14 protein-coding genes and 6 tRNA genes are annotated in these 19118 nt (G+C 64.9%); 19 read left to right on the forward strand and 1 reads right to left on the reverse strand.

All coding sequences use genetic code 11. From position 1 onward, the window contains the following. The first annotated feature begins 8 nt into the window (after positions 1–8). The 13 genes from HW466_RS25135 (at position 9) to HW466_RS25195 (ending at position 15388) form a co-directional block, all read left to right on the forward strand. A tRNA-Ser gene (locus HW466_RS25135) sits at positions 9–102 on the forward strand. Positions 103–287: 185 nt separating this feature from the next. Next, complete coding sequence (locus HW466_RS25140; protein ID WP_151004679.1) at positions 288–1661, forward strand: glycosyltransferase family protein; 1374 nt, start codon at positions 288–290, stop codon at positions 1659–1661. A gap of 449 nt (positions 1662–2110) precedes the next feature. Continuing rightward, positions 2111–3637 (forward strand): NADH-quinone oxidoreductase subunit M, encoded by a 1527-nt coding sequence (locus tag HW466_RS25145; protein WP_059503336.1) that lies wholly within the window; start codon positions 2111–2113, stop codon positions 3635–3637. A 282-nt stretch (positions 3638–3919) separates the two neighbouring features. Next, positions 3920–4807 carry a ubiquinol oxidase subunit II gene (gene cyoA, locus HW466_RS25150; protein ID WP_059450408.1) on the forward strand — a complete coding sequence of 296 codons (888 nt, stop codon included), beginning with the start codon at positions 3920–3922 and terminating at the stop codon, positions 4805–4807. 3 nt (positions 4808–4810) lie between these two features. Beyond that, the gene (cyoB, locus tag HW466_RS25155) at positions 4811–6817 is read left to right on the forward strand and encodes a cytochrome o ubiquinol oxidase subunit I (protein WP_151004683.1); all 2007 of its coding nucleotides are present in this window, start codon (positions 4811–4813) and stop codon (positions 6815–6817) included. Then, complete coding sequence (cyoC, locus tag HW466_RS25160; RefSeq protein WP_059450406.1) at positions 6817–7425, forward strand: cytochrome o ubiquinol oxidase subunit III; 609 nt, start codon at positions 6817–6819, stop codon at positions 7423–7425. The genes cyoB and cyoC overlap by 1 nt, the downstream gene beginning before the upstream one ends. Further along, positions 7426–7758, forward strand: coding sequence for a cytochrome o ubiquinol oxidase subunit IV (gene cyoD, locus HW466_RS25165; protein WP_011352504.1), 333 nt, complete (start codon positions 7426–7428; stop codon positions 7756–7758). A gap of 512 nt (positions 7759–8270) precedes the next feature. Further along, complete coding sequence (locus HW466_RS25170; protein WP_059450472.1) at positions 8271–8630, forward strand: hypothetical protein; 360 nt, start codon at positions 8271–8273, stop codon at positions 8628–8630. 201 nt (positions 8631–8831) lie between these two features. Continuing rightward, a complete protein-coding gene (locus HW466_RS25175) occupies positions 8832–10694 on the forward strand; it encodes an extracellular solute-binding protein (protein WP_151004685.1) in 1863 nt (620 codons plus the stop codon). A gap of 52 nt (positions 10695–10746) precedes the next feature. Beyond that, the gene (locus HW466_RS25180; protein ID WP_059503325.1) at positions 10747–11790 is read left to right on the forward strand and encodes a microcin C ABC transporter permease YejB; all 1044 of its coding nucleotides are present in this window, start codon (positions 10747–10749) and stop codon (positions 11788–11790) included. Between the two features lie 75 nt (positions 11791–11865). Continuing rightward, on the forward strand, positions 11866–12963 hold the full coding sequence (locus HW466_RS25185) for an ABC transporter permease (protein WP_059503323.1): 1098 nt from the start codon (positions 11866–11868) through the stop codon (positions 12961–12963). Then, entirely contained in the window at positions 12960–14585 is a 1626-nt protein-coding gene (locus HW466_RS25190) for an ABC transporter ATP-binding protein (RefSeq protein ID WP_151006273.1), read from the forward strand. Before HW466_RS25185 ends, HW466_RS25190 begins: the two co-directional genes overlap by 4 nt. Positions 14586–14713: 128 nt before the next feature. Then, positions 14714–15388, forward strand: coding sequence for a C40 family peptidase (locus HW466_RS25195; protein WP_059450400.1), 675 nt, complete (start codon positions 14714–14716; stop codon positions 15386–15388). A 142-nt stretch (positions 15389–15530) separates the two neighbouring features. Here the strand turns inward: HW466_RS25195 and HW466_RS25200 are convergent, their stop codons facing one another. Continuing rightward, complete coding sequence (locus HW466_RS25200) at positions 15531–16457, reverse strand: patatin-like phospholipase family protein (protein WP_059450399.1); 927 nt, start codon at positions 16455–16457, stop codon at positions 15531–15533. Positions 16458–16736: 279 nt separating this feature from the next. Between HW466_RS25200 and gltX the strand changes: the two genes are divergently transcribed. From gltX to HW466_RS25230, 6 genes are all read left to right on the forward strand, one after another. Then, entirely contained in the window at positions 16737–18146 is a 1410-nt protein-coding gene (gltX, locus tag HW466_RS25205; protein ID WP_059450398.1) for a glutamate--tRNA ligase, read from the forward strand. Positions 18147–18273: 127 nt separating this feature from the next. After that, positions 18274–18349: transfer RNA gene (locus HW466_RS25210), tRNA-Ala, on the forward strand. A 140-nt stretch (positions 18350–18489) separates the two neighbouring features. After that, positions 18490–18565, forward strand: a tRNA-Glu gene (locus HW466_RS25215). Between the two features lie 83 nt (positions 18566–18648). Further along, positions 18649–18725 (forward strand) — tRNA-Asp (locus HW466_RS25220). Positions 18726–18788: 63 nt separating this feature from the next. Further along, a tRNA-Glu gene (locus HW466_RS25225) sits at positions 18789–18864 on the forward strand. A 73-nt stretch (positions 18865–18937) separates the two neighbouring features. Continuing rightward, positions 18938–19014 (forward strand) — tRNA-Asp (locus HW466_RS25230). Positions 19015–19118: the final 104 nt, after the last annotated feature.

A 19118-nucleotide genomic window follows, 5' to 3' on the forward strand; every position in this document is an offset into this window, starting at 1 on the left:
AAAGTTTGGGAGACGTGGCCGAGAGGTCGAAGGCACTCCCCTGCTAAGGGAGCATCTGGGCCAAAACCTGGATCGAGGGTTCGAATCCCTCCGTCTCCGCCAAAAGCGGTGACAAAGCCCCGCAAGTTCTCGGACTTGCGGGGCTTTTTCTTTTCCGCACGCGCTTCCGTGCGCGCCGCGCGGCGTCACGCTTCGTCCGGACAGCCAATCAATGCTCGACTTGTGCGCCGCTCATGCGCTAAATAGGCGTATCGCCTCGCGCGGCTCAATCCGGAGCTCCTGCACGCATGCATTCCGTACTGACCATCCTTTCGCATCGACCCGTCGACGGGCTCGTCGAGAATCACGAACGTTACGCGCGCGGCCGCGGCTACCGGCACGCGATCGTCGACGGCACGCATGTATACGGCGAGCGCCAGCAGGTGCTGCACAAGTATCACGCGATCATCGCGCAGCTCGTCGCGATGGAGCAGGGCGCGTTGCTGCTCGTGCTCGATCCGTTCTCGGTGGTGTTCGGCCAGCATGCGTTGCCGGATGTCGCGGGCGCCTATGACGCGATCGTCACGACGCAGACGCCCAAGTCGCCGTTGCCCGCCGCGAGCGGCATGATCTTTCGCAACGTGCCCGACGTGCGCGAATGCCTGCGCAAGCTGGTGGTCGAGCTCGGCAAGTGGGCGATGCGCCTGCCCGAGCGGCAGCACGTGTGCGAGGCGACGCTGCTGGCCGAGCACTTCCCGCCGCTGCCGTTCGACCAGCCGCTCGCGACTGGCTACTTCGCATCGGCCCAGACGGTGTGGGGCGACGGGCTCGCGATCGACGAGGTCGTCGGTGCGCATCCGCTCGTGGCGCACCACGCGCCCGAATGGCAACAGATCGACGGCGTATGGGCGCCGACGCCCGACTACGATTTTCGCTACGTGCTCGCACTCGTCGACGATGCCGCGCGCGTTCAACGCGGCGACCACCCGCGCGCGATGGATGACTGGCGCGCCGCGCAGCAACGCACGCGCGAGCCGGCGTGCCACCTGAACCCGCATGCGGACATCGCGTTCGTGAGCCTGCACACGTCGCACATCGCCGGTTACGGCGATCTTCACGAAGAGAACTTCATCCGCTATTGCACGCGGCACGGTTATGCGTACCACGCGTATCGCGAACCGCCCGCGTTCCTGCCGGCCGGCGTCGATGCGAACTGGGCGAAGCTGCACCTGATTCGCGAACATCTGCCGGATCACGCGTTCGTGTTTTGGGTCGATGCGGACATCCTCGCGATCGATCAGCGGCAGACGGTCGACAGCGTGATCGACGGCCGCGATTTCGTGATCGGCACCGACCACACGGCCTGGGCGATCAACTCGTGCATGATCGGTGTGCGCAACGTCGCGCCGATGCGCGAACTGGTCGGGCGCATGTGTGCGCGCATCGAGAGCTTCGACGATCGGTCGTCGGTTTACGCGAGCGGCGGCGACCAGCAGGCGATCTATGTCGAACTGCTGGAGGCGGGCATGATCGACGCGCGCTACATCGTCGATGCGATGTCGCTCGCGTCATCGCCGGTCTATGCGACACGCGACAGCCGCTTCGTTCATTTCCCTGCGCAACACAACCACTATCGAGCGGTAACGATGCGCGTATGGGACAAGCTGAGCCATCACCGCTGACGAAATGCGCCGCGAATTTCGACGTTCGCGAGTGCGGCGATCGTGGCTCGCGCGAATGAAAATGAAAGAATCGATGTAAGGATAACGCCCATCTCATCCATCGTTCCCCGCATCCAGCGCTTGCACGCCAAAGAACCGGCCTTTGGAAAAAAATGCGGCGATGCACCGACTCACGCGATCGACATTGCGTCGTAATACAAAAAATTACTCATAAAAATCAGCGGACTATCGACGCATCGCAAACCGCCGCTTTGCTGCGATGCAAAAAATAATCAATCGCCTTATGCTGGTTAACCCGATTGCGCTTGAGCGGCATCAACCTTCGCGTTGATTCCGCTTTACATTTTGCCAACATTGGCGATCCACGAAATCTATCTGTCGATTTGATTTCGTTCCTTTCGTCACGCCTGTTCCGAATGCAGTGCGCGACCTTCTCAAGGCCTGTTGACATGCATGATTTCCCCTTCCTGAGCCTGGCGATCTGGCTTCCGATCCTGTTCGGCGCGTGCCTGCTGCGCGCTGGTTCCGACCGTCATCCGCATCGCACGAGATTGATTGCGCTCGTCGGCGCACTCGCCGGGCTGGCCGCCGTCGTGCCGCTCGTCACCGGTTTCGATTCCCACTCCGCCGCGATGCAGTTTTCCGAGACGCGCAACTGGCTGGCGGCGTTCAACGCCGGCTGGCGCGTCGGGATCGACGGCGCGTCGCTGTGGCTCGTCGTGTTGACCGCCTTCACGACGCTCGTCGTCGTGATCGCGTCGTGGGAGTCGGTGACCGTGCGCGTCGCGCAGTACTACGCGTCGTTCCTGATCCTGTCGGGGCTGATGGTCGGCGTATTCGTCGCGCAGGACGGGCTGCTGTTCTTCATCTTCTTCGAGGCGACGCTGATTCCGCTGTACCTGCTGATCGGCACGTGGGGCAGGGAGCAGCGCGTGTACGCGGCGGTGAAATTCTTCTTCATCTCGTTCGCCGGGTCGCTGCTGCTCTTGATGGCGATGCTGTACCTGTACGCGAAGTCTCATACGTTCGACATGAACGCGTGGCGCACGCTGCAGCTCGGCTTCGCGCCGCAGTTGCTGGTGTTCCTCGGCTTCTTCGCCGCGTTTGCGGTCAAGGTGCCGATGTGGCCGGTGCATACGTGGCTGCGCGACGTCTACACGGACGGCCCGACCGGCGCGGCGCTGATGCTCGCGATGCTCAAGCTCGGCGGCTACGGCTTCCTGCGCTTCGCGCTGCCGATCACGCCGGACGCGAGCCACTTCTTCGCGCCGGCCGTGATCGCGCTGTCGCTGTTCGCGATCGTCTATGCGAGCCTGATCGCGCTCGCGCAGACCGATCTCGGCAAGCTGCTCGCCTATTCGACGGTCGCGCACATGGGGATCGTCACGCTCGGGCTGTTCCTGTTCAACCGAATCGGCGTCGAGGGGGCGATCGTGCAGCTCGTGTCGTACGGCTTCGTTGCGGGCGCGATGCTGCTTTGCGTGAGCGTGCTGGTCGATCGCACGAAGCAGCGCGAGATTGCCGCGTACGGCGGCGTGGCGGGCGTGATGCCGCGCTTCGCGACGTTCGCGCTGCTGTTCGCGATGGCCAACGTCGGCCTGCCGGGCACGTCGGGATTCGTCGGCGAGTTCATGGTCATCATGGGCGCGATCCGCGTCAACTTCTGGATCGGTGCGATCGCGGCGCTCACGCTGATTCTGAGCGCGTCGTACACGCTGTGGATGGTCAAGCGCGTCGTGTTCGGCAAGATCGCGAACGCGCGCATCGCGAAACTCGCCGATCTCAGCCGTCGCGAGATCGTGATGTTCGCGTCGCTCGCGCTGATCGTTCTGATGGTCGGCGTCGATCCGAAGCCGTTCACCGACGCGATCGACCCGACCGTCGCGCGGCTGATCGACGACGCCAGCCATTCGAAGCTGCCGGCCGGAGACGGTGACGCACCCGCACAGGCGTACATGGCAGCGACGCACGGCTGATCGCGCGAGGTCGCGCACGACGTCCGCGCCGCACGACGGCGAGGTCGTTGCGCACACATCCATTCGGAGGACGGGCGCGGACGGCGTCCGGCCCGCTCGCGCTCGCCCTCCGGCTGCGTGAAATTGCCCCGCGACAATCTGTCTCACAGCAGATTTTGCAATGATGATTTGCCGCATCCGCCGGTTTTTCGTCGCGCCCGCGCGACGTATGATTCGGCCACTTTCGTGGATCGAATGCGCATCGGGCATACGCAACGGATTCAATGACCCTCGGGCTGTGTGATGAAAAGAAAAGCTTCAAGAGGCTGGACGGCGCTGATATCGATCGGCGCGGCGCTGAGCCTGTCAGGCTGTAATTTAGATGTACTAAATCCGAAAGGAAGCGTCGGCGCCGCTGAAAAGGCGCTGATCGCAACGTCGACGTGGGCGATGCTGATCGTCGTCGTGCCGGTGATCCTGCTCACGCTCTGGTTCGCGTGGCGCTACCGCGCGTCGAACCGCAACGCCGCCTACGCGCCGAACTGGTCGCACTCGACCGCGATCGAAGTCGTGATCTGGACGGTGCCGACGCTGATCATCCTGTTTCTCGGCGTGCTCACGTGGAAAACCACGCACGAGCTCGATCCGTACAAGCCGCTCGAGTCGTCGGTGAAGCCGATCGACGTCGAGGTCGTCGCGCTCGACTGGAAGTGGCTGTTCATCTATCCGGAGCTCGGCATCGCATCGGTGAACCAGCTCGCGATTCCGGTCGGCACGCCGGTGAACTTCCGCATCACGTCGGATTCGGTGATGAACTCGTTCTTCATTCCGCAGCTCGGCGGCCAGGTGTACGCGATGGCCGGCATGCAGACGCGCCTGCACCTGATCGCGGACGAAGCCGGCGACTACGCGGGTACCTCCGCCAACTTCAGCGGTCGCGGCTTCTCCGACATGAAGTTCCGCACGCTCGCCGAGCCGCGCGAGCAGTTCGACGCGTGGGTGCAGAAGGTGAAGGCCTCGCCCGACCGGCTCGACGCGACCGTGTACGGCACCGTCGCGCAGCCGAGCGAGAAGGCGCCCGTGCGTTACTTCTCGTCGGTCGATCCGCGGCTCTTCCACAACATCATCGCGAAATACAACGATGGCCACGTCCTCGACCTGAAGGACGCCGCCTGCGGCACGAAGGGGTAACGCATGTTCGGCAAACTCACACTATCGGCGATCCCGTTCGATCAGCCCATCATCATGGGGGCCGGTGCCTTCATGGGACTGGTCGTGCTGGGCATCCTCGCCGCGCTGACGATCACCGGCCGCTGGAAGTGGCTGTGGACGGAATGGCTGACGACGGTCGACCACAAGAAACTCGGCGTGATGTACATCATCGTCGCGCTGATCATGCTGCTGCGCGGCTTCGCCGACGCGATCATGATGCGCATGCAGCTCGCGCTCGCGTACAACGCGCCCGGCTACCTGCCGCCTCACCACTATGACCAGATCTTCACCGCGCACGGCGTGATCATGATCTTCTTCATGGCGATGGTGTTCATGGTCGGCCTGATGAACCTCGTCGTGCCGCTGCAGATCGGCGCGCGCGACGTCGCGTTTCCGTTCATCAACTCGCTGTCGTTCTGGATGACGGCAGTCAGCGCGATCCTGATCAACGTGTCGCTCGTGATCGGCGAGTTCGCGCAGACGGGCTGGCTCGCGTACCCGCCGCTGTCGGAGCTGCAGTTCAGTCCGGGGGTAGGGGTCGACTACTACCTGTGGGCGCTGCAGATCTCGGGGGTCGGCACGCTGCTGACCGGTGTGAACTTCTTCGTGACGATCATCAAGATGCGCGCGCCCGGCATGACGCTGATGAAGATGCCGGTGTTCACGTGGACGGCGCTCTGCACGAACGTGCTGATCATGGCGTCGTTCCCGATCCTGACCGCGACGCTCGCGCTGCTCGGCCTCGACCGTTACCTCGGCATGCACTTCTTCACGAACGAGGCGGGCGGCAACGCGATGTTGTACCTGAACCTGATCTGGGCGTGGGGCCATCCCGAGGTGTACATCCTGATCCTGCCGGCGTTCGGCATCTTCTCGGAAGTCATCGCGACGTTCTCGAAGAAGCCGCTGTTCGGCTACAAGACGATGGTGTACGCAACCTGCGCGATCATGGTGCTGTCGTTCCTCGTGTGGCTGCATCACTTCTTCACGATGGGTTCCGGTGCGAATGTGAATGCGTTCTTCGGGATCATGACGATGATCATCGCGATTCCGACCGGCGTGAAGGTGTTCAACTGGCTGTTTACGATGTATCGCGGCCGGATCGAATTCACGACGCCCGTGCTGTGGACGATCGGCTTCATGGTCACGTTCACGCTCGGCGGCATGACCGGCGTGATGATGGCGATTCCCGGCGCGGACTTCGTGCTGCACAACAGCCTGTTCCTGATCGCGCACTTCCACAACGTGATCATCGGCGGCGTGCTGTTCGGCTATCTCGCGGGCTTCAACTACTGGTTCCCGAAGGCGTTCGGCTTCAAGCTGAACGAGAAACTCGGCAAGGCCGCGTTCTGGTTCTGGCAGGTCGGCTTCTACGTCGCGTTCGTGCCGCTCTACGTGCTCGGCTTCATGGGCATGACGCGGCGACTGAACCACTACGACAATCCGGCGTGGCATCCGTGGCTGCTCGTGGCCGCATTCGGCGCCGTGCTGATCGCGATCGGCATCGTGTGCCAGCTGCTGCAACTGGTCGTCAGCATCCGCAACCGCAACCTGCCGGCATATCGCGACACCACGGGCGATCCGTGGGGCGGCCGCACGCTCGAATGGGCGACCTCGTCGCCGCCCGCCGAGTACAACTTCGCGGTGATCCCGCAAGTGCGCACGCTCGACGCGTATGCCGACATGAAGGCACGCGGCGACGGCCGGCCGAACCCGGCGACGATCCGCGATATCCACATGCCGTCGAACACGTGCGCGGGCCTCGTGGTCGCGGTCTTCAGCCTGGTGCTGGGCTTCGCGCTCGTGTGGCACATCTGGTGGATGGCGATCGGCGGGCTGGTCGGCATCGTCGCGACGCTCGTGGTCTACAGCTCGCGTGACAACGACGGCTACTACATCCCGGCGTCGAAGGTGCGCAGGATCGAAGAGAAGCAACCGGCGGCGCGCGTGGCCACGCGTGTCGACGACGTGGAACTGGAGGCCAACTGATGTTGCAGAAAACCTTGAGCGCAACCTTGCTCGAGCACGACGACCATCCGCCGTCGCACTCGGTGTTCGGCTTCTGGCTGTACCTGATGACCGACTGCGTGATCTTCGCGGCGCTGTTCGCGACGTTCGCGGTGCTCGGCAACCAGTACGCGGGCGGTCCGACCGCGAAGGACCTGTTCGACATTCCGGGCGTCGCGGTCGAAACCGCCGCGCTGCTGCTGTCGAGCATCACCTACGGCTTCGCGATGCTGGCCGCGTACAAGCAACGGCGCGGCGCGCTGCTCGCGTGGCTCGCGGTGACGTTCGTGCTCGGCGCGGCGTTCCTCGCGATGGAACTGCGCGAGTTCTCGCACCTGATCGCGCAAGGCGCGGGCCCGCAACGCAGCGCGTTCCTGTCGGCGTTCTTCACGCTGGTCGGCACGCACGGGCTGCACGTGACGGCCGGCCTCGTGTGGATGATCGTGCTCGCCGGGCAGATCGTATTGCGCGGCGGCGACCTGACCGATCGCGACCTGCGACGCCTGACGTGCCTGAGCCTCTTCTGGCACTTCCTCGACATCGTGTGGATCTGCGTGTTTTCCTTTGTCTATCTCGCGAGCGTGATCTAAATGGCTCATTCGCATTCGTCTCAACTCGAAGAAGGGCACGGCAGCGTCGGCGGCTATGTTGCCGGCTTCATCCTGTCGGTGCTGCTCACGGCAGCGTCGTTCGGCCTCGTGATGGGCGGCGTGCTGTCGCCGCACGCATCGCTGATCGCGCTGGCCGTGCTCGCGTTCGTGCAGATCGTCGTGCACCTCGTGTACTTCCTGCACATGAACGGTTCGTCCGGCCAGCGCTGGAACGTGATGGCGTTCAGCTACACCGTGCTGACCGCGGCGATCCTGATCGTCGGCACGCTGTGGGTGATGCACAACGTCAGCATGAACATGATGTCGCGCTGACCGGCATCGCGGCGCAGCGGACGATCTCCATGCGCAGTCATGCAGCAAAGGCGGCACACCAGTGCCGCCTTTTTTCGTTTCGGCCGCGCGGTGAGGGTGGTTCTTCAGTGCGTGCTCGCGCTCAGGCTTGCGTCGGTCTTCAGCACATGCACGAACGTATAGGCGCGCCCGAGCGCGAGTCGGACGAGTTTCAGCATCGGCGAGGTCTCCGCCGGCGCGGGGCGCCGGCCTGTCAGCGAGGTCCCGAAGCGTGGCGCGATCCCGCATCGGCTCGCGCAGTATGCGTGGCGCCGCTTAACGCCGGGCGCGGGCCAGGATAGAGGATGTTTCAGGAAGGGCGGAACGATCCCGCGACCGGCGCAGGAACGCCGCCCGGAGGCCAATTGTTACAAGACGTTAGCGGGTGCGTCCCGTGGCGATGCCGCGCATCAGTTCTTACAAACTTGAAATATGCGGCGACGGCGCTTGTCGCTATAGTCGAATCACACATGAAACAACTCGAAGAGGAATCCATGAAGACTTTGCGTGTTGCCTCGCTCTTGACCGGTATGACGGCCTTGCTCGTGTCGGGCGCAGCAATGGCGGGAGTCAATGTCGGGATCAACGTCGGCGTGCCGGCTCCGGTCTACGTCGCGCCCGCGCCCGTGTATGCGCCGCCGCCTCCGCCGGTCGTCTACCAGCCGGCGCCCGTGTATGCACCGGCGCCCGTCTACGCGCCGGCCCCGGCGATCGTGATCGGCTGGCACGGCGATCGTTACTGGGACGGCCGCCGCTACTGGGGCCGCGACGAGTGGTATCGCCATCACGGTCGCGGCTGGGGCGACCGCGATCACGGTCACTGGGACAACGGCCGCCACAACGGCTGGCGTTGACCGACATGCGGCGCACGCATGCCGCGTGCGCGCATGAGATGAAGACCGCCCGCCGGGCGGTTTTCTTTTGCCCGCGCGGGCCGTGCCCGGCGGTCGCGATGCGCCGGCGCCACGCACGACGCGCTGCGGGCTGGCTCGACGTCGAATTGAATGGGTAGAATCGACCCACGTTCCATCCCTCAATCGACCGACAGGGCCTCTATGACGAAGGGTTCGCCCCGGGCCGCCATCGCGCGTGCGGTACGGGCCGCCGGCCGCACGGCGGCAGCATGGGCAATACAGGCGATCCTCGCCGCGACGGCCGCGCATGCGGCCCATGCGATCGCGCAGTACGGCGAGCCGAAATATCCGCCGGGCTTCAAACATTTCGACTACGTGAACCCGGACGCGCCGAAGGGCGGCACGCTCGTGCTCGCGAACCCGAACCGGCTGACGTCATTTGACAAGTTCAATCCGTTCACCATGCGCGGCAATCCCGCGCCGGGCATCGACATGCTGTTCGAGAGCCTCGCGACCGGCAGCATGGACGAACCGGCTTCCGCGTACGGGCTGCTCGCCGACGACATCGCCGTCGCACCGGACCGCCGCTCGGTCACGTTTCACCTGAATCCGCGCGCGCGCTTCTCGAACGGCGATCCGGTCACCGCAGAAGATGTCCGGTTCTCGTTCGACACGCTCAAGAGCAAGCTCGCCGCACCGCAGTTCGGCGCGTATTTCGCCGAAATCGCGAAGGCCGTGGTGGTCGACTCCGCGACCGTGCGCTTCGAATTCCGCAGCGCGAACCGCGAGCTGCCGCTGATCGCCGGCGGCGTGCCGGTGTTTTCGCGCAAGTGGGGGCTGCGCGCGGACGGTTCGCGCATTCCCTTCGACCAGCTCGCGTTCGAGCAGCCGATCGGCAGCGGCCCGTACCTGATCGAGCACTACGACAACGGCCGCACCATCACGTATCGGCGCAATCCTGCATACTGGGGCGCCGATCTGCCGGTGCGCATCGGCACCGACAACTTCGAGCGGATCGTCTACAAGCTGTACGGCGACGGCGTCGCGCGGCTCGAGGCGTTCAAGGCCGGCGAGTACGACGTGCTGGTTGAATACATCGCGCGCAACTGGACGCGGCGCGACGTCGGCAAGCGGTTCGACAGCGGCGAGCTCGTCAAGCGCGAATTCCGCCAGCACAACGGCGCGGGCATGCAGGGTTTCTTCATGAACCTGCGCCGCCCACAGTTTCGCGACGTGCGCGTGCGTCAGGCGCTCGATCTCGCGTTCGACTTCGAATGGCTGAACCGCCAGTTGTTCTATAGCGCGTACACGCGTCTCGACAGCTATTTCGCCGATACCGACCTGCAGGCAACCGGCACACCGGGCCCGGGCGAGCTGAAACTGCTGGAGCCGTTGCGCGCGCAGCTCGACCCGGCCGTGTTCGGGCCGATGGTCACGCAGCCGAACACGAACCCGCCGGGCTCGCTGCGCGCGAACCTGCTGAAGGCGCGCGCGCTGCTCGCGCAGGCCGGCTGGACCTATCGCGACGGCGCGTTGCGCAATGCACAGGGCGAGCCGTTCACGTTCGAGATTCTCGACGATTCGGGCGCGGCGATGGAAGGCGTCGTGACCGCCTACCTGCGCAATCTCGCGAAGCTCGGCATCGACGCGCGTTATCGCACGGCCGATTTCGCGCTGCTGCAGAAGCGGCTCGACGCGTTCGACTACGACATGACGACGGTACGCCTGCCGGGCGTGCAGGTGCCGGGCGCCGAGCAGTTCTCGCGCTACGCCAGCAAGTTCGCCGACGAGCCCGGTTCCGACAACATCATCGGCCTGAAGTCGCCGGCCGTCGACACGCTGCTGCATGCACTCGGCACCGCGCAGACGCGCGAGGACCTGCTCGACGCGACGCACGCGCTCGATCGCGTGCTGATGCACGGCTACTACGCGGTTCCGCAGTGGTACAGCACGACGCACCGGATCGCGTACAAGCGCACGCTCGGCTATCCGCAGACGCTGCCGCTGTACTATTCGGCCGAGGGCTGGGTCGTGTCGACCTGGTGGGCCAAGCCCGATCACTGAAGCCTGCCGGCCCTTCGTTCAATCCAGCCTATCGATCGCGAGTCTACGCCCTATGTGGAGCTACATCCTCAAACGCGTGCTGCTGATGATCCCGACGCTCGTCGGCGTGCTCACGCTCACGTTCGCGGTGATCCAGTTCGTGCCCGGCGGCCCGGTCGAGCAGGCCGTGCAGGAACTGCGCAAGGGCGCAACCGAGCAGGGCGCGACGCCGTTCGGGATGCGCGCGCATACGGGCGTCGACGCGCAGCAGCTCGCGCAGCTCAAGGCGCTGTACGGTTTCGACAAGCCGCCGCTCGAGCGTTACTGGCTGATGCTCAAGCGCTTCGCCCGCTTCGATCTCGGTGACAGCTACTTCCGCCATCAGAGCGTGTGGTCGCTGATCGTGCAGAAGTTGCCGGTATCGATCAGCATCGGATTGTGGACGTTCTTCGTCACCTATCTGATCTCCGTGCCGCTCGGCATCGCGAAGGCCGTGCGCAACGGCTCGCCGTTCGATGTCGCGACGAGCCTCGTCGTGCTGGTCGGCTATGCGATTCCGGGCTTCGTGCTCGGCGTGCTGCTGCTCGTGCTGTTCGGCGGCGGCTCGTTCTGGCAATTGTTCCCGCTGCGCGGGCTCACGTCGGACAACTTCGCCCAGCTGTCGCTCGCCGGCAAGGTGCTCGACTATCTGTGGCACATCGCGCTGCCGATCACGGCGTCGGTCGTCGGCAGCTTCGCGGTCGTCACGATGCTCACGAAGAACGCGTTCCTCGACGAGATCCGCAAGCAGTACGTGCTGACCGCGCGCGCGAAAGGGCTCGCCGAGCGCACGGTGCTGTGGAAGCACGTGTTCCGCAACGCGATGCTGCCGCTGATCGTCGGGTTTCCGGCCGCGTTCATCGGCGCATTCTTCACGGGCAGCCTGCTGATCGAGACGCTGTTCTCGCTCGACGGCCTCGGGCTGCTGTCATACGAGTCGGTCGTGCGGCGCGACTATCCGGTCGTGCTCGGCACGCTGTACCTGTTCACGCTGATCGGGCTCGCGACCAAGCTGATCTCCGACCTCTGCTACGTGTGGGTCGACCCGCGCATTCAATTCGACAATCTGGAGCGCTGACATGAAACCGTCCGCCAGCACGCCGCTTGCCGGCGCGCCCGTCCGCCTGTCCGCGCTCGCCGGGCGAGGTGCGCGATGAACCGGGCCGTCGTGTCGTCCCGCATCGACGCGGCGCGCGCACGCGTGTCGCCGTCGCCCGCGCGCCGCGTGTGGCAGCGCTTTCGCCAGCAGCGCCTCGGCTACTGGAGCTTCGTGATCTTCGTCGTCGCATTCGCCGCGAGCGTCGCGGCGCCGCTATGGTCGAACGACAAGCCGCTCGTCGTGCGCTACGACGGCCAGACCTATTTCCCGATGTTCCACGCGTATCCGGAGACCACCTTCGGCGGCGACTTCCCGACACCGGCCGACTATCTCGATCCATACGTGCGCAAGCGGCTCGAGGCGCCGGGCAACTTCGTCGTCTATCCGCCGAACCGCTATTACTACGACACGCTGAACTACTTCTCGAACGTGCCGAACCCGGCGCCGCCGTCGCGTGCGAACTTGCTCGGCACCGACGCCCAGGGGCGCGACCTGCTCGCGCGGCTCGTGTACGGGTTCCGCGTATCGGTCGAGTTCGGGCTGATCCTGACCGCGATCGGCACGCTGCTCGGGATCGCCGCGGGCGCGGTGCAGGGCTTCTTCGGCGGGCGCATCGACATCGTCGGGCAGCGGCTGATCGAGATCTGGAGTTCGCTGCCGGAGCTGTACCTGCTGATCATCTTCGCGTCGATCTTCGAGCCGAGCTTCCTGCTGTTGATCGTGCTGCTGTCGCTGTTCGGCTGGATCGGCCTGGCCGATTACGTGCGCGCCGAATTCCTGCGCAACCGCACGCAGGACTACGTGCGCGCGGCGCGCGCGATGGGACTCACGAACTGGCAGATCATCTGGCGCCACGTGCTGCCGAACAGCATGACGCCCGTGATCACGTTCCTGCCGTTCCGGATGAGCGGTGCGATCCTCGCGCTCACGAGCCTCGACTTCCTCGGCCTTGGCGTGCCGCCGCCGACGCCGAGCCTCGGCGAGCTGCTCGCGCAGGGCAAGGGCAATCTCGACGCGTGGTGGATCTCGCTGTCGACGTTCGGCGTGCTGGTCGCGACGCTGCTGCTGCTGACGTTCATGGGCGACGCGCTGCGCAACGCGCTCGACACGCGGATCGCCGATTCCGTGCGTGCGGCGGGAGGGCAGCGATGAGCACGACTTGCGCATCCCCGCCGCCGGGCGAACCGCTGCTGTCGCTCGAGCACCTGCACGTGCGCTTTGGCGACACGGTGGCCGTCGACGACGTGACGCTCGCGATCGGTCGCGGCGAGCGCGTCGCGCTCGTCGGCGAATCGGGTTCGGGCAAGAGCGTGACCGCGCTGTCGATCCTGCGGCTGCTGCGCGACGCCGACGTGAGCGGCACGATCCGCTTCGCCGGGCACGATCTCGCCGGCAAGAGCGAGCGCGAGATGCGCGGGCTGCGCGGCTCGGACATCGCGATGATCTTCCAGGAGCCGATGACGGCGCTCAACCCGCTGTACACGATCGGCGCGCAGATCGGCGAGACGATCGTGCTGCACGACGGCGTGACGGCGGGCGAGGCGCGCAAGCGCGCAGTCGCGCTGCTTGCGCGCACCGGCATCGCCGAGCCGGAGAAGCGCGTCGACAGCTACCCGCACCAGTTGTCGGGCGGCCAGCGGCAGCGCGCGATGATCGCGATGGCGCTTGCATGCCGGCCGCGTCTCCTGCTCGCCGACGAGCCGACGACCGCGCTCGACGTGACGATCCGCGCGCAGATCGTCGACCTGCTGCTCGAGCTGCAGCGCGAGGAGGCCCAAAAGCGCGGGATGGCGATCCTGCTGATCACGCATGACCTGAATCTCGTGCGGCACTTCGCCGAGCGGGTCGCGGTCATGGAGCGCGGCAAGCTGGTCGAAAGCGGGCCGGTCGAGCGGATCTTCGCGGAGCCGGAGCATCCGTATACGCGGCGGCTGCTGAACAGCCGGCCGCAGCGCACGGTCGCGCCGGTGCTGCCAATCGCGCCCGTCGTGCTCGATGCGCGGCACGTCAGCGTGCAGTTCGCGCGCAAGCGGCCGGGCTTCGCGGGCTGGTTCGGCACGACGCCCGTGACGGCGGTCGCGGACGTGTCCGTGTCGGTTCGGCAGGGCGAGACGCTCGGAATCGTCGGCGAATCCGGCTCGGGGAAGTCGACGCTCGCGATGGCGCTGCTCGGGCTGCAAAAGACGGCGCACGGCGAGATCGAATTCCAGGGACGGCCGCTGTCGACCTACCGCGGCCGCGAACAGACAGCGCTGCGCTCGAACATGCAGGTCGTCTTTCAGGATCCATTCAGCTCGCTGTCGCCGCGTCACACGATCGAGCGGATCGTCGGCGAGGGGCTCGAGCTGCATCGCCCGGAGCTGACGCCGGACGCGCGCCGCGCGAAGTCGCTGGCCGTGCTGCGCGAAGTCGGCCTCGACCGCACCGTGCTGCATCGCTATCCGCACGAATTCTCGGGCGGACAGCGCCAGCGGATCGCGATTGCACGCGCGCTCGTGCTGGAGCCGCGCATCCTCATCCTCGACGAACCGACTTCCGCGCTCGACGTGTCGATTCAGCAGCAGGTGCTGAAGCTGCTCGCGAATTTGCAACAGAAATACAACCTCGGGTATGTATTCATCAGCCACGATCTGGAGGTGATCGGCGCGATGGCGCATCGGGTGGCGGTGATGCAGGGCGGGGCCATCGTCGAGTCCGGGGACGTGGCCGATATCTTCACGAACCCGTCACATCCTTACACACAAAAGCTGTTGAAAGCGGTCTGGAAAGCGTGATAGGCGTCCAATGGTATGACTATCTCGATTGTATTTTTTAATTTGTTTTGACAAACGATTACGCGCTGGCTAGTATCGACCGAAATTTTCCGCCAATCAGCTGATTTTTAAGCACATTCCATCGACCAATGCAGCATCGATCCCTGACCCAGGCATGCGCGCGTACCCTCGCCGGGCTGTTCATCGGCGCCCTGTTCGCAGCAGCTCCCGGCGCGTTCGCCGACGAAGTCAGCAGTTTTAACCAGAATGTCACGAATTCGACTCAAATCGGGTCGACTTCTTCCGTCCAGCAGGCCAGCGCGCAGCCGTCGAGCGGCGGCGCGAAGTCGTTCCTCGCCGGCATGGCCGGCAAGGCAGGCGACGTGGTCGTCGGCGCGCTGAACATGATCGGCGTGCGTTATCGCTGGGGCGGCAACTCGCCGGATTCCGGCCTCGACTGCAGCGGCTTCGTGCGCTACGTGTTCCAGGACACGCTCGGCATGTCGCTGCCGCGCCGCGCGGAAGAGATGAGCCGCGTCGGCGAGAAGGTCAGCATGAGCAACCTGAAGCCGGGCGACCTCGTGTTCTTCAACACGATGCGCCGCACGTTCTCGCACGTCGGCATCTACATCGGCGACAACAAGTTCGTGCATTCGCCGTCGACGGGCAGCACGGTTCGCGTTGACGATCTCGACAGCGGCTACTGGGAAAAGCGTTTCACCGGTGCGCGCCGGATCGAATCGACGTTCCCGATGAAGGCGGACGATCTGCGCCAGCGCGTGCGCGCGACGATCGGCGACGACGCGTCGAACGGCAGCAACTGACGCTCGCCGGCAATCGGCCGGATCACGAAAACCCTGTCACCGAAAGGCGGCAGGGTTTTTTGCTTTTGAGCTCCCGGGCGCGGCCGGTTGGCGCGCCGCCATCGCGGGCGGCCCGCTACGCGCGGGGCCGCGATGCGTCCGCTTATGCCGCTGCTGTCCCGCGTGCTGCGGCAAGCTTGCGCTGCAGCTCGGGCATGATGCGCGCGACCGCTTCCTCGCCCGCGAGGATGGCCGCGTTGCGCTGGTTGAAGTCGCTCCCGCCCATCGCGGCGAGATTCGGGCGGATCACGACGTCCGCGTATTTGTCGAGCTCGTAGGTCTTGATCGTCTGACCCATGATCGTGAAAGTCTGCAGCAGCATCTCGATCGGATTGTTGGTCGCCGCGCCGTCCGGTCGCGACGAGATGTCGACCGCGATCACGAAGTTCGCGCCCATCTTGCGCGCGAACGACGCGGGCACCGGGCTCACGAGGCCGCCGTCGACATATTCGCGGTTGCCGATCTTCACGGGCTCGAACACCGACGGCACGCTGCACGACGCGCGCACGGCAAGCCCCGTATTGCCCTGCTGGAACAGGATCGGCTGGCCGTTCTGCAGGTCGGTGGCGACGACACCGAGCGGCTTCGCCATCTTTTCGATCGGCCGGTTGTTCAGCGTCTTGTTCAGGAAGTTCTGCAGCGCGATGCCTTGCAGCAGCCCGCGCGAGCGGAACGGCAGCGCCCAGTCGCTGATCGCGGCCTGATCCATGTCGAGCGCGATCTTGTTGATCTGCAGCCCGTTCATTCCCGACGCGTACAGTGCCCCGACCACCGAGCCCGCGCTCGTGCCGGCGACGATCTCGATCGGGATGCCGCGCGCCTCCAGCGCCTTCAGCACGCCGATGTGCGAGAAGCCGCGGGCGGCGCCGCCGCCGAGCGCGATGCCGATCTTCACGGGCTTCTCGCGCGACTGCGCGGAATTCGCGGCGTTGTCGGGGCGGGACTTGTCGCCGAACGACGTGCAGGCGGCGAGGCTGGCGGATGCGCAGGCGATCGTGAAGTGGCGGCGCGACAGGCGAGGGGACGACATCGAGTGGTTCTCCGGCGGCTTGGCGGCGGGCCCGGCGGCCCGCGGCGGCGATAGGTTCCGAGCGGCCGTGCGGCACAAACCGGCGGCCGGCGCGGCGCCGGCTGGCGGCCGCGGCGCGCACATCATAAAGCAAGCGGCGCGCTTGGCGCGAAGACCGGCGCGAGTATAATTCCGGCTTCTTTCCCGTTCCGGGCGCGGCCGGCCCCGTTGTTGTCCGGGCTGTCGCCGTCGATCCCGCGTCGAATCATTCATGCGCCCCAGGCGTTCGAGTTACCGTTTATGACCCGTCCTGTCCGTACCCGCTTCGCGCCGAGTCCCACCGGCTTCATCCACCTCGGCAACATCCGCTCCGCGCTCTATCCGTGGGCGTTCGCGCGCAAGATGAAAGGCACGTTCGTGCTGCGTATCGAGGATACCGACGTCGAACGCTCGTCGCAGGAAGCCGTCGATGCGATTCTCGAGGGGATGCAGTGGCTCGGCCTGGATTTCGACGAAGGCCCGATCTACCAGATGCAGCGGATGGACCGCTATCGCGAGGTGCTCGCGCAGATGCTCGAGCAAGGCCTTGCGTACCCGTGCTACATGTCCGCCGAGGAACTCGACGCGCTGCGCGAGCGCCAGCGCGCCGCCGGCCTCAAGCCGCGTTACGACGGCACGTGGCGTCCGGAGCCGGGCAAGGTGCTGCCCGAGCCGCCGGCCGGCGTGAAGCCCGTGCTGCGGTTCCGCAACCCGCTGACCGGCACGGTCGTGTGGGACGACGCGGTGAAGGGGCGTGTCGAAATCTCGAACGAGGAGCTCGACGATCTCGTGATCGCGCGTCCGGACGGCACGCCGATCTACAACTTCTGCGTGGTCGTGGACGACATGGACATGAACATCACGCACGTGATCCGTGGCGACGACCACGTGAACAACACGCCGCGCCAGATCAACATCCTGCGCGCGCTCGGCGGCGAGCCGCCCGTCTATGCGCATCTGCCGACCGTGCTGAACGAGCAGGGCGAGAAGATGAGCAAGCGGCATGGCGCGATGAGCGTGATGGCGTATCGCGATGCCGGCTTCCTGCCGGAGGCCGTCGTCAACTACCTCGCGCGTCTCGGCTGGTCGCACGGCGACGCGGAAATCTTCTCGCGCGAGCAGTTCGTCGAATGGTTCGACCTCGAGCATCTCGGCAAGTCGCCCGCGCAATACGATCACAGCAAGCTGAGCTGGCTGAACGCCCATTACATCAAGGAAGCGGACAACGCGCGCCTCGCCGCGCTGGCGAAACCGTTCCTCGACGCGCTGGGCATCGACGACGCGGCGATCGCGACGGGGCCCGCGCTCGACGCGGTGGTCGGCCTGATGAAGGATCGCGCGACGACGGTCAAGGAGATCGCCGAAGGTGCCGCGATGTTCTACCGCGTGCCGGCGCCGGACGCCGACGCGCTTGCGCAGCATGTGACCGACGCAGTGCGCCCGGCGCTGGCCGATCTCGTCGCCGCGCTGAAAGCGGCCGACTGGACGAAGGAGGCGGTGTCCGCCGCGTTGAAGGCAACGCTCGGCGCGCACAAGCTGAAGATGCCGCAGCTCGCGATGCCGGTGCGCCTGCTGGTGGCGGGCACGACGCATACGCCGTCGATCGATGCGGTGCTCGTGCTGTTCGGTCGCGACGTCGTGGTGTCGCGTATCGAGGGTGCGCTGGCCTGAGGCGAAGGCGAGAGCGAAGCCGCCGCACGTGACGTCACGGCGGCTTCGCAAAAAAATTCGCTCGAATCGCAAAAAGGGTATTTACAAGTTCAAATTCGGTCCATATAATCTCATTTCTGTTCTGCAAGGGGGTATAGCTCAGCTGGGAGAGCGCTTGCATGGCATGCAAGAGGTCAGCGGTTCGATCCCGCTTACCTCCACCATCAGAGCAGAATGGATTGATTTGCGAAGCAGTGGTGGTAGTAATAAATGCTTCACAAAATGATTTAAAGCAGTTAGAATTTCGGCCTTCGCTGTTGACGATGAGTGAATAGCGAAAGTCAGACAGATCTGAAAAGATTATGTCCCCTTCGTCTAGAGGCCTAGGACATCACCCTTTCACGGTGAGTACAGGGGTTCGAATCCCCTAGGGGACGCCAGATTCAGCGGCGTTTCGTAGTTGAAGTGTCGCGAGGCTTGCAGGAACGTAACCGACGTCCTGCAGGTAACGGTGCAGAAAGTTGGAGCGGTAGTTCAGTCGGTTAGAATACCGGCCTGTCACGCCGGGGGTCGCGGGTTCGAGTCCCGTCCGCTCCGCCAGAACGAAGCCCGTTCAAGACGTTTTTGAGCGGGCTTTTGTATTAAGGATGTAAGCAGTACGTTGTCCCCTTCGTCTAGAGGCCTAGGACATCACCCTTTCACGGTGAGTACAGGGGTTCGAATCCCCTAGGGGACGCCAGATTTCGGCGTCGTTCGAACAAACGATGCGCCGGCAGGAAGTAACCGACGCCTGCCAGGCAAGAAGCAAGACTGGAGCGGTAGTTCAGTCGGTTAGAATACCGGCCTGTCACGCCGGGGGTCGCGGGTTCGAGTCCCGTCCGCTCCGCCAAAAAATGAAAAAGCCCGCCTTGTGCAGGCTTTTTCATTTGCATCGTCGATCCGTGCATCGCTACGAGAAATTCGCGATTGCATCCACCCGCGACTGCGCTATCG

The sequence above is a fragment of the Burkholderia territorii genome (genome assembly GCF_902833055.1).
In the GTDB taxonomy this organism is placed as follows: domain Bacteria; phylum Pseudomonadota; class Gammaproteobacteria; order Burkholderiales; family Burkholderiaceae; genus Burkholderia; species Burkholderia territorii.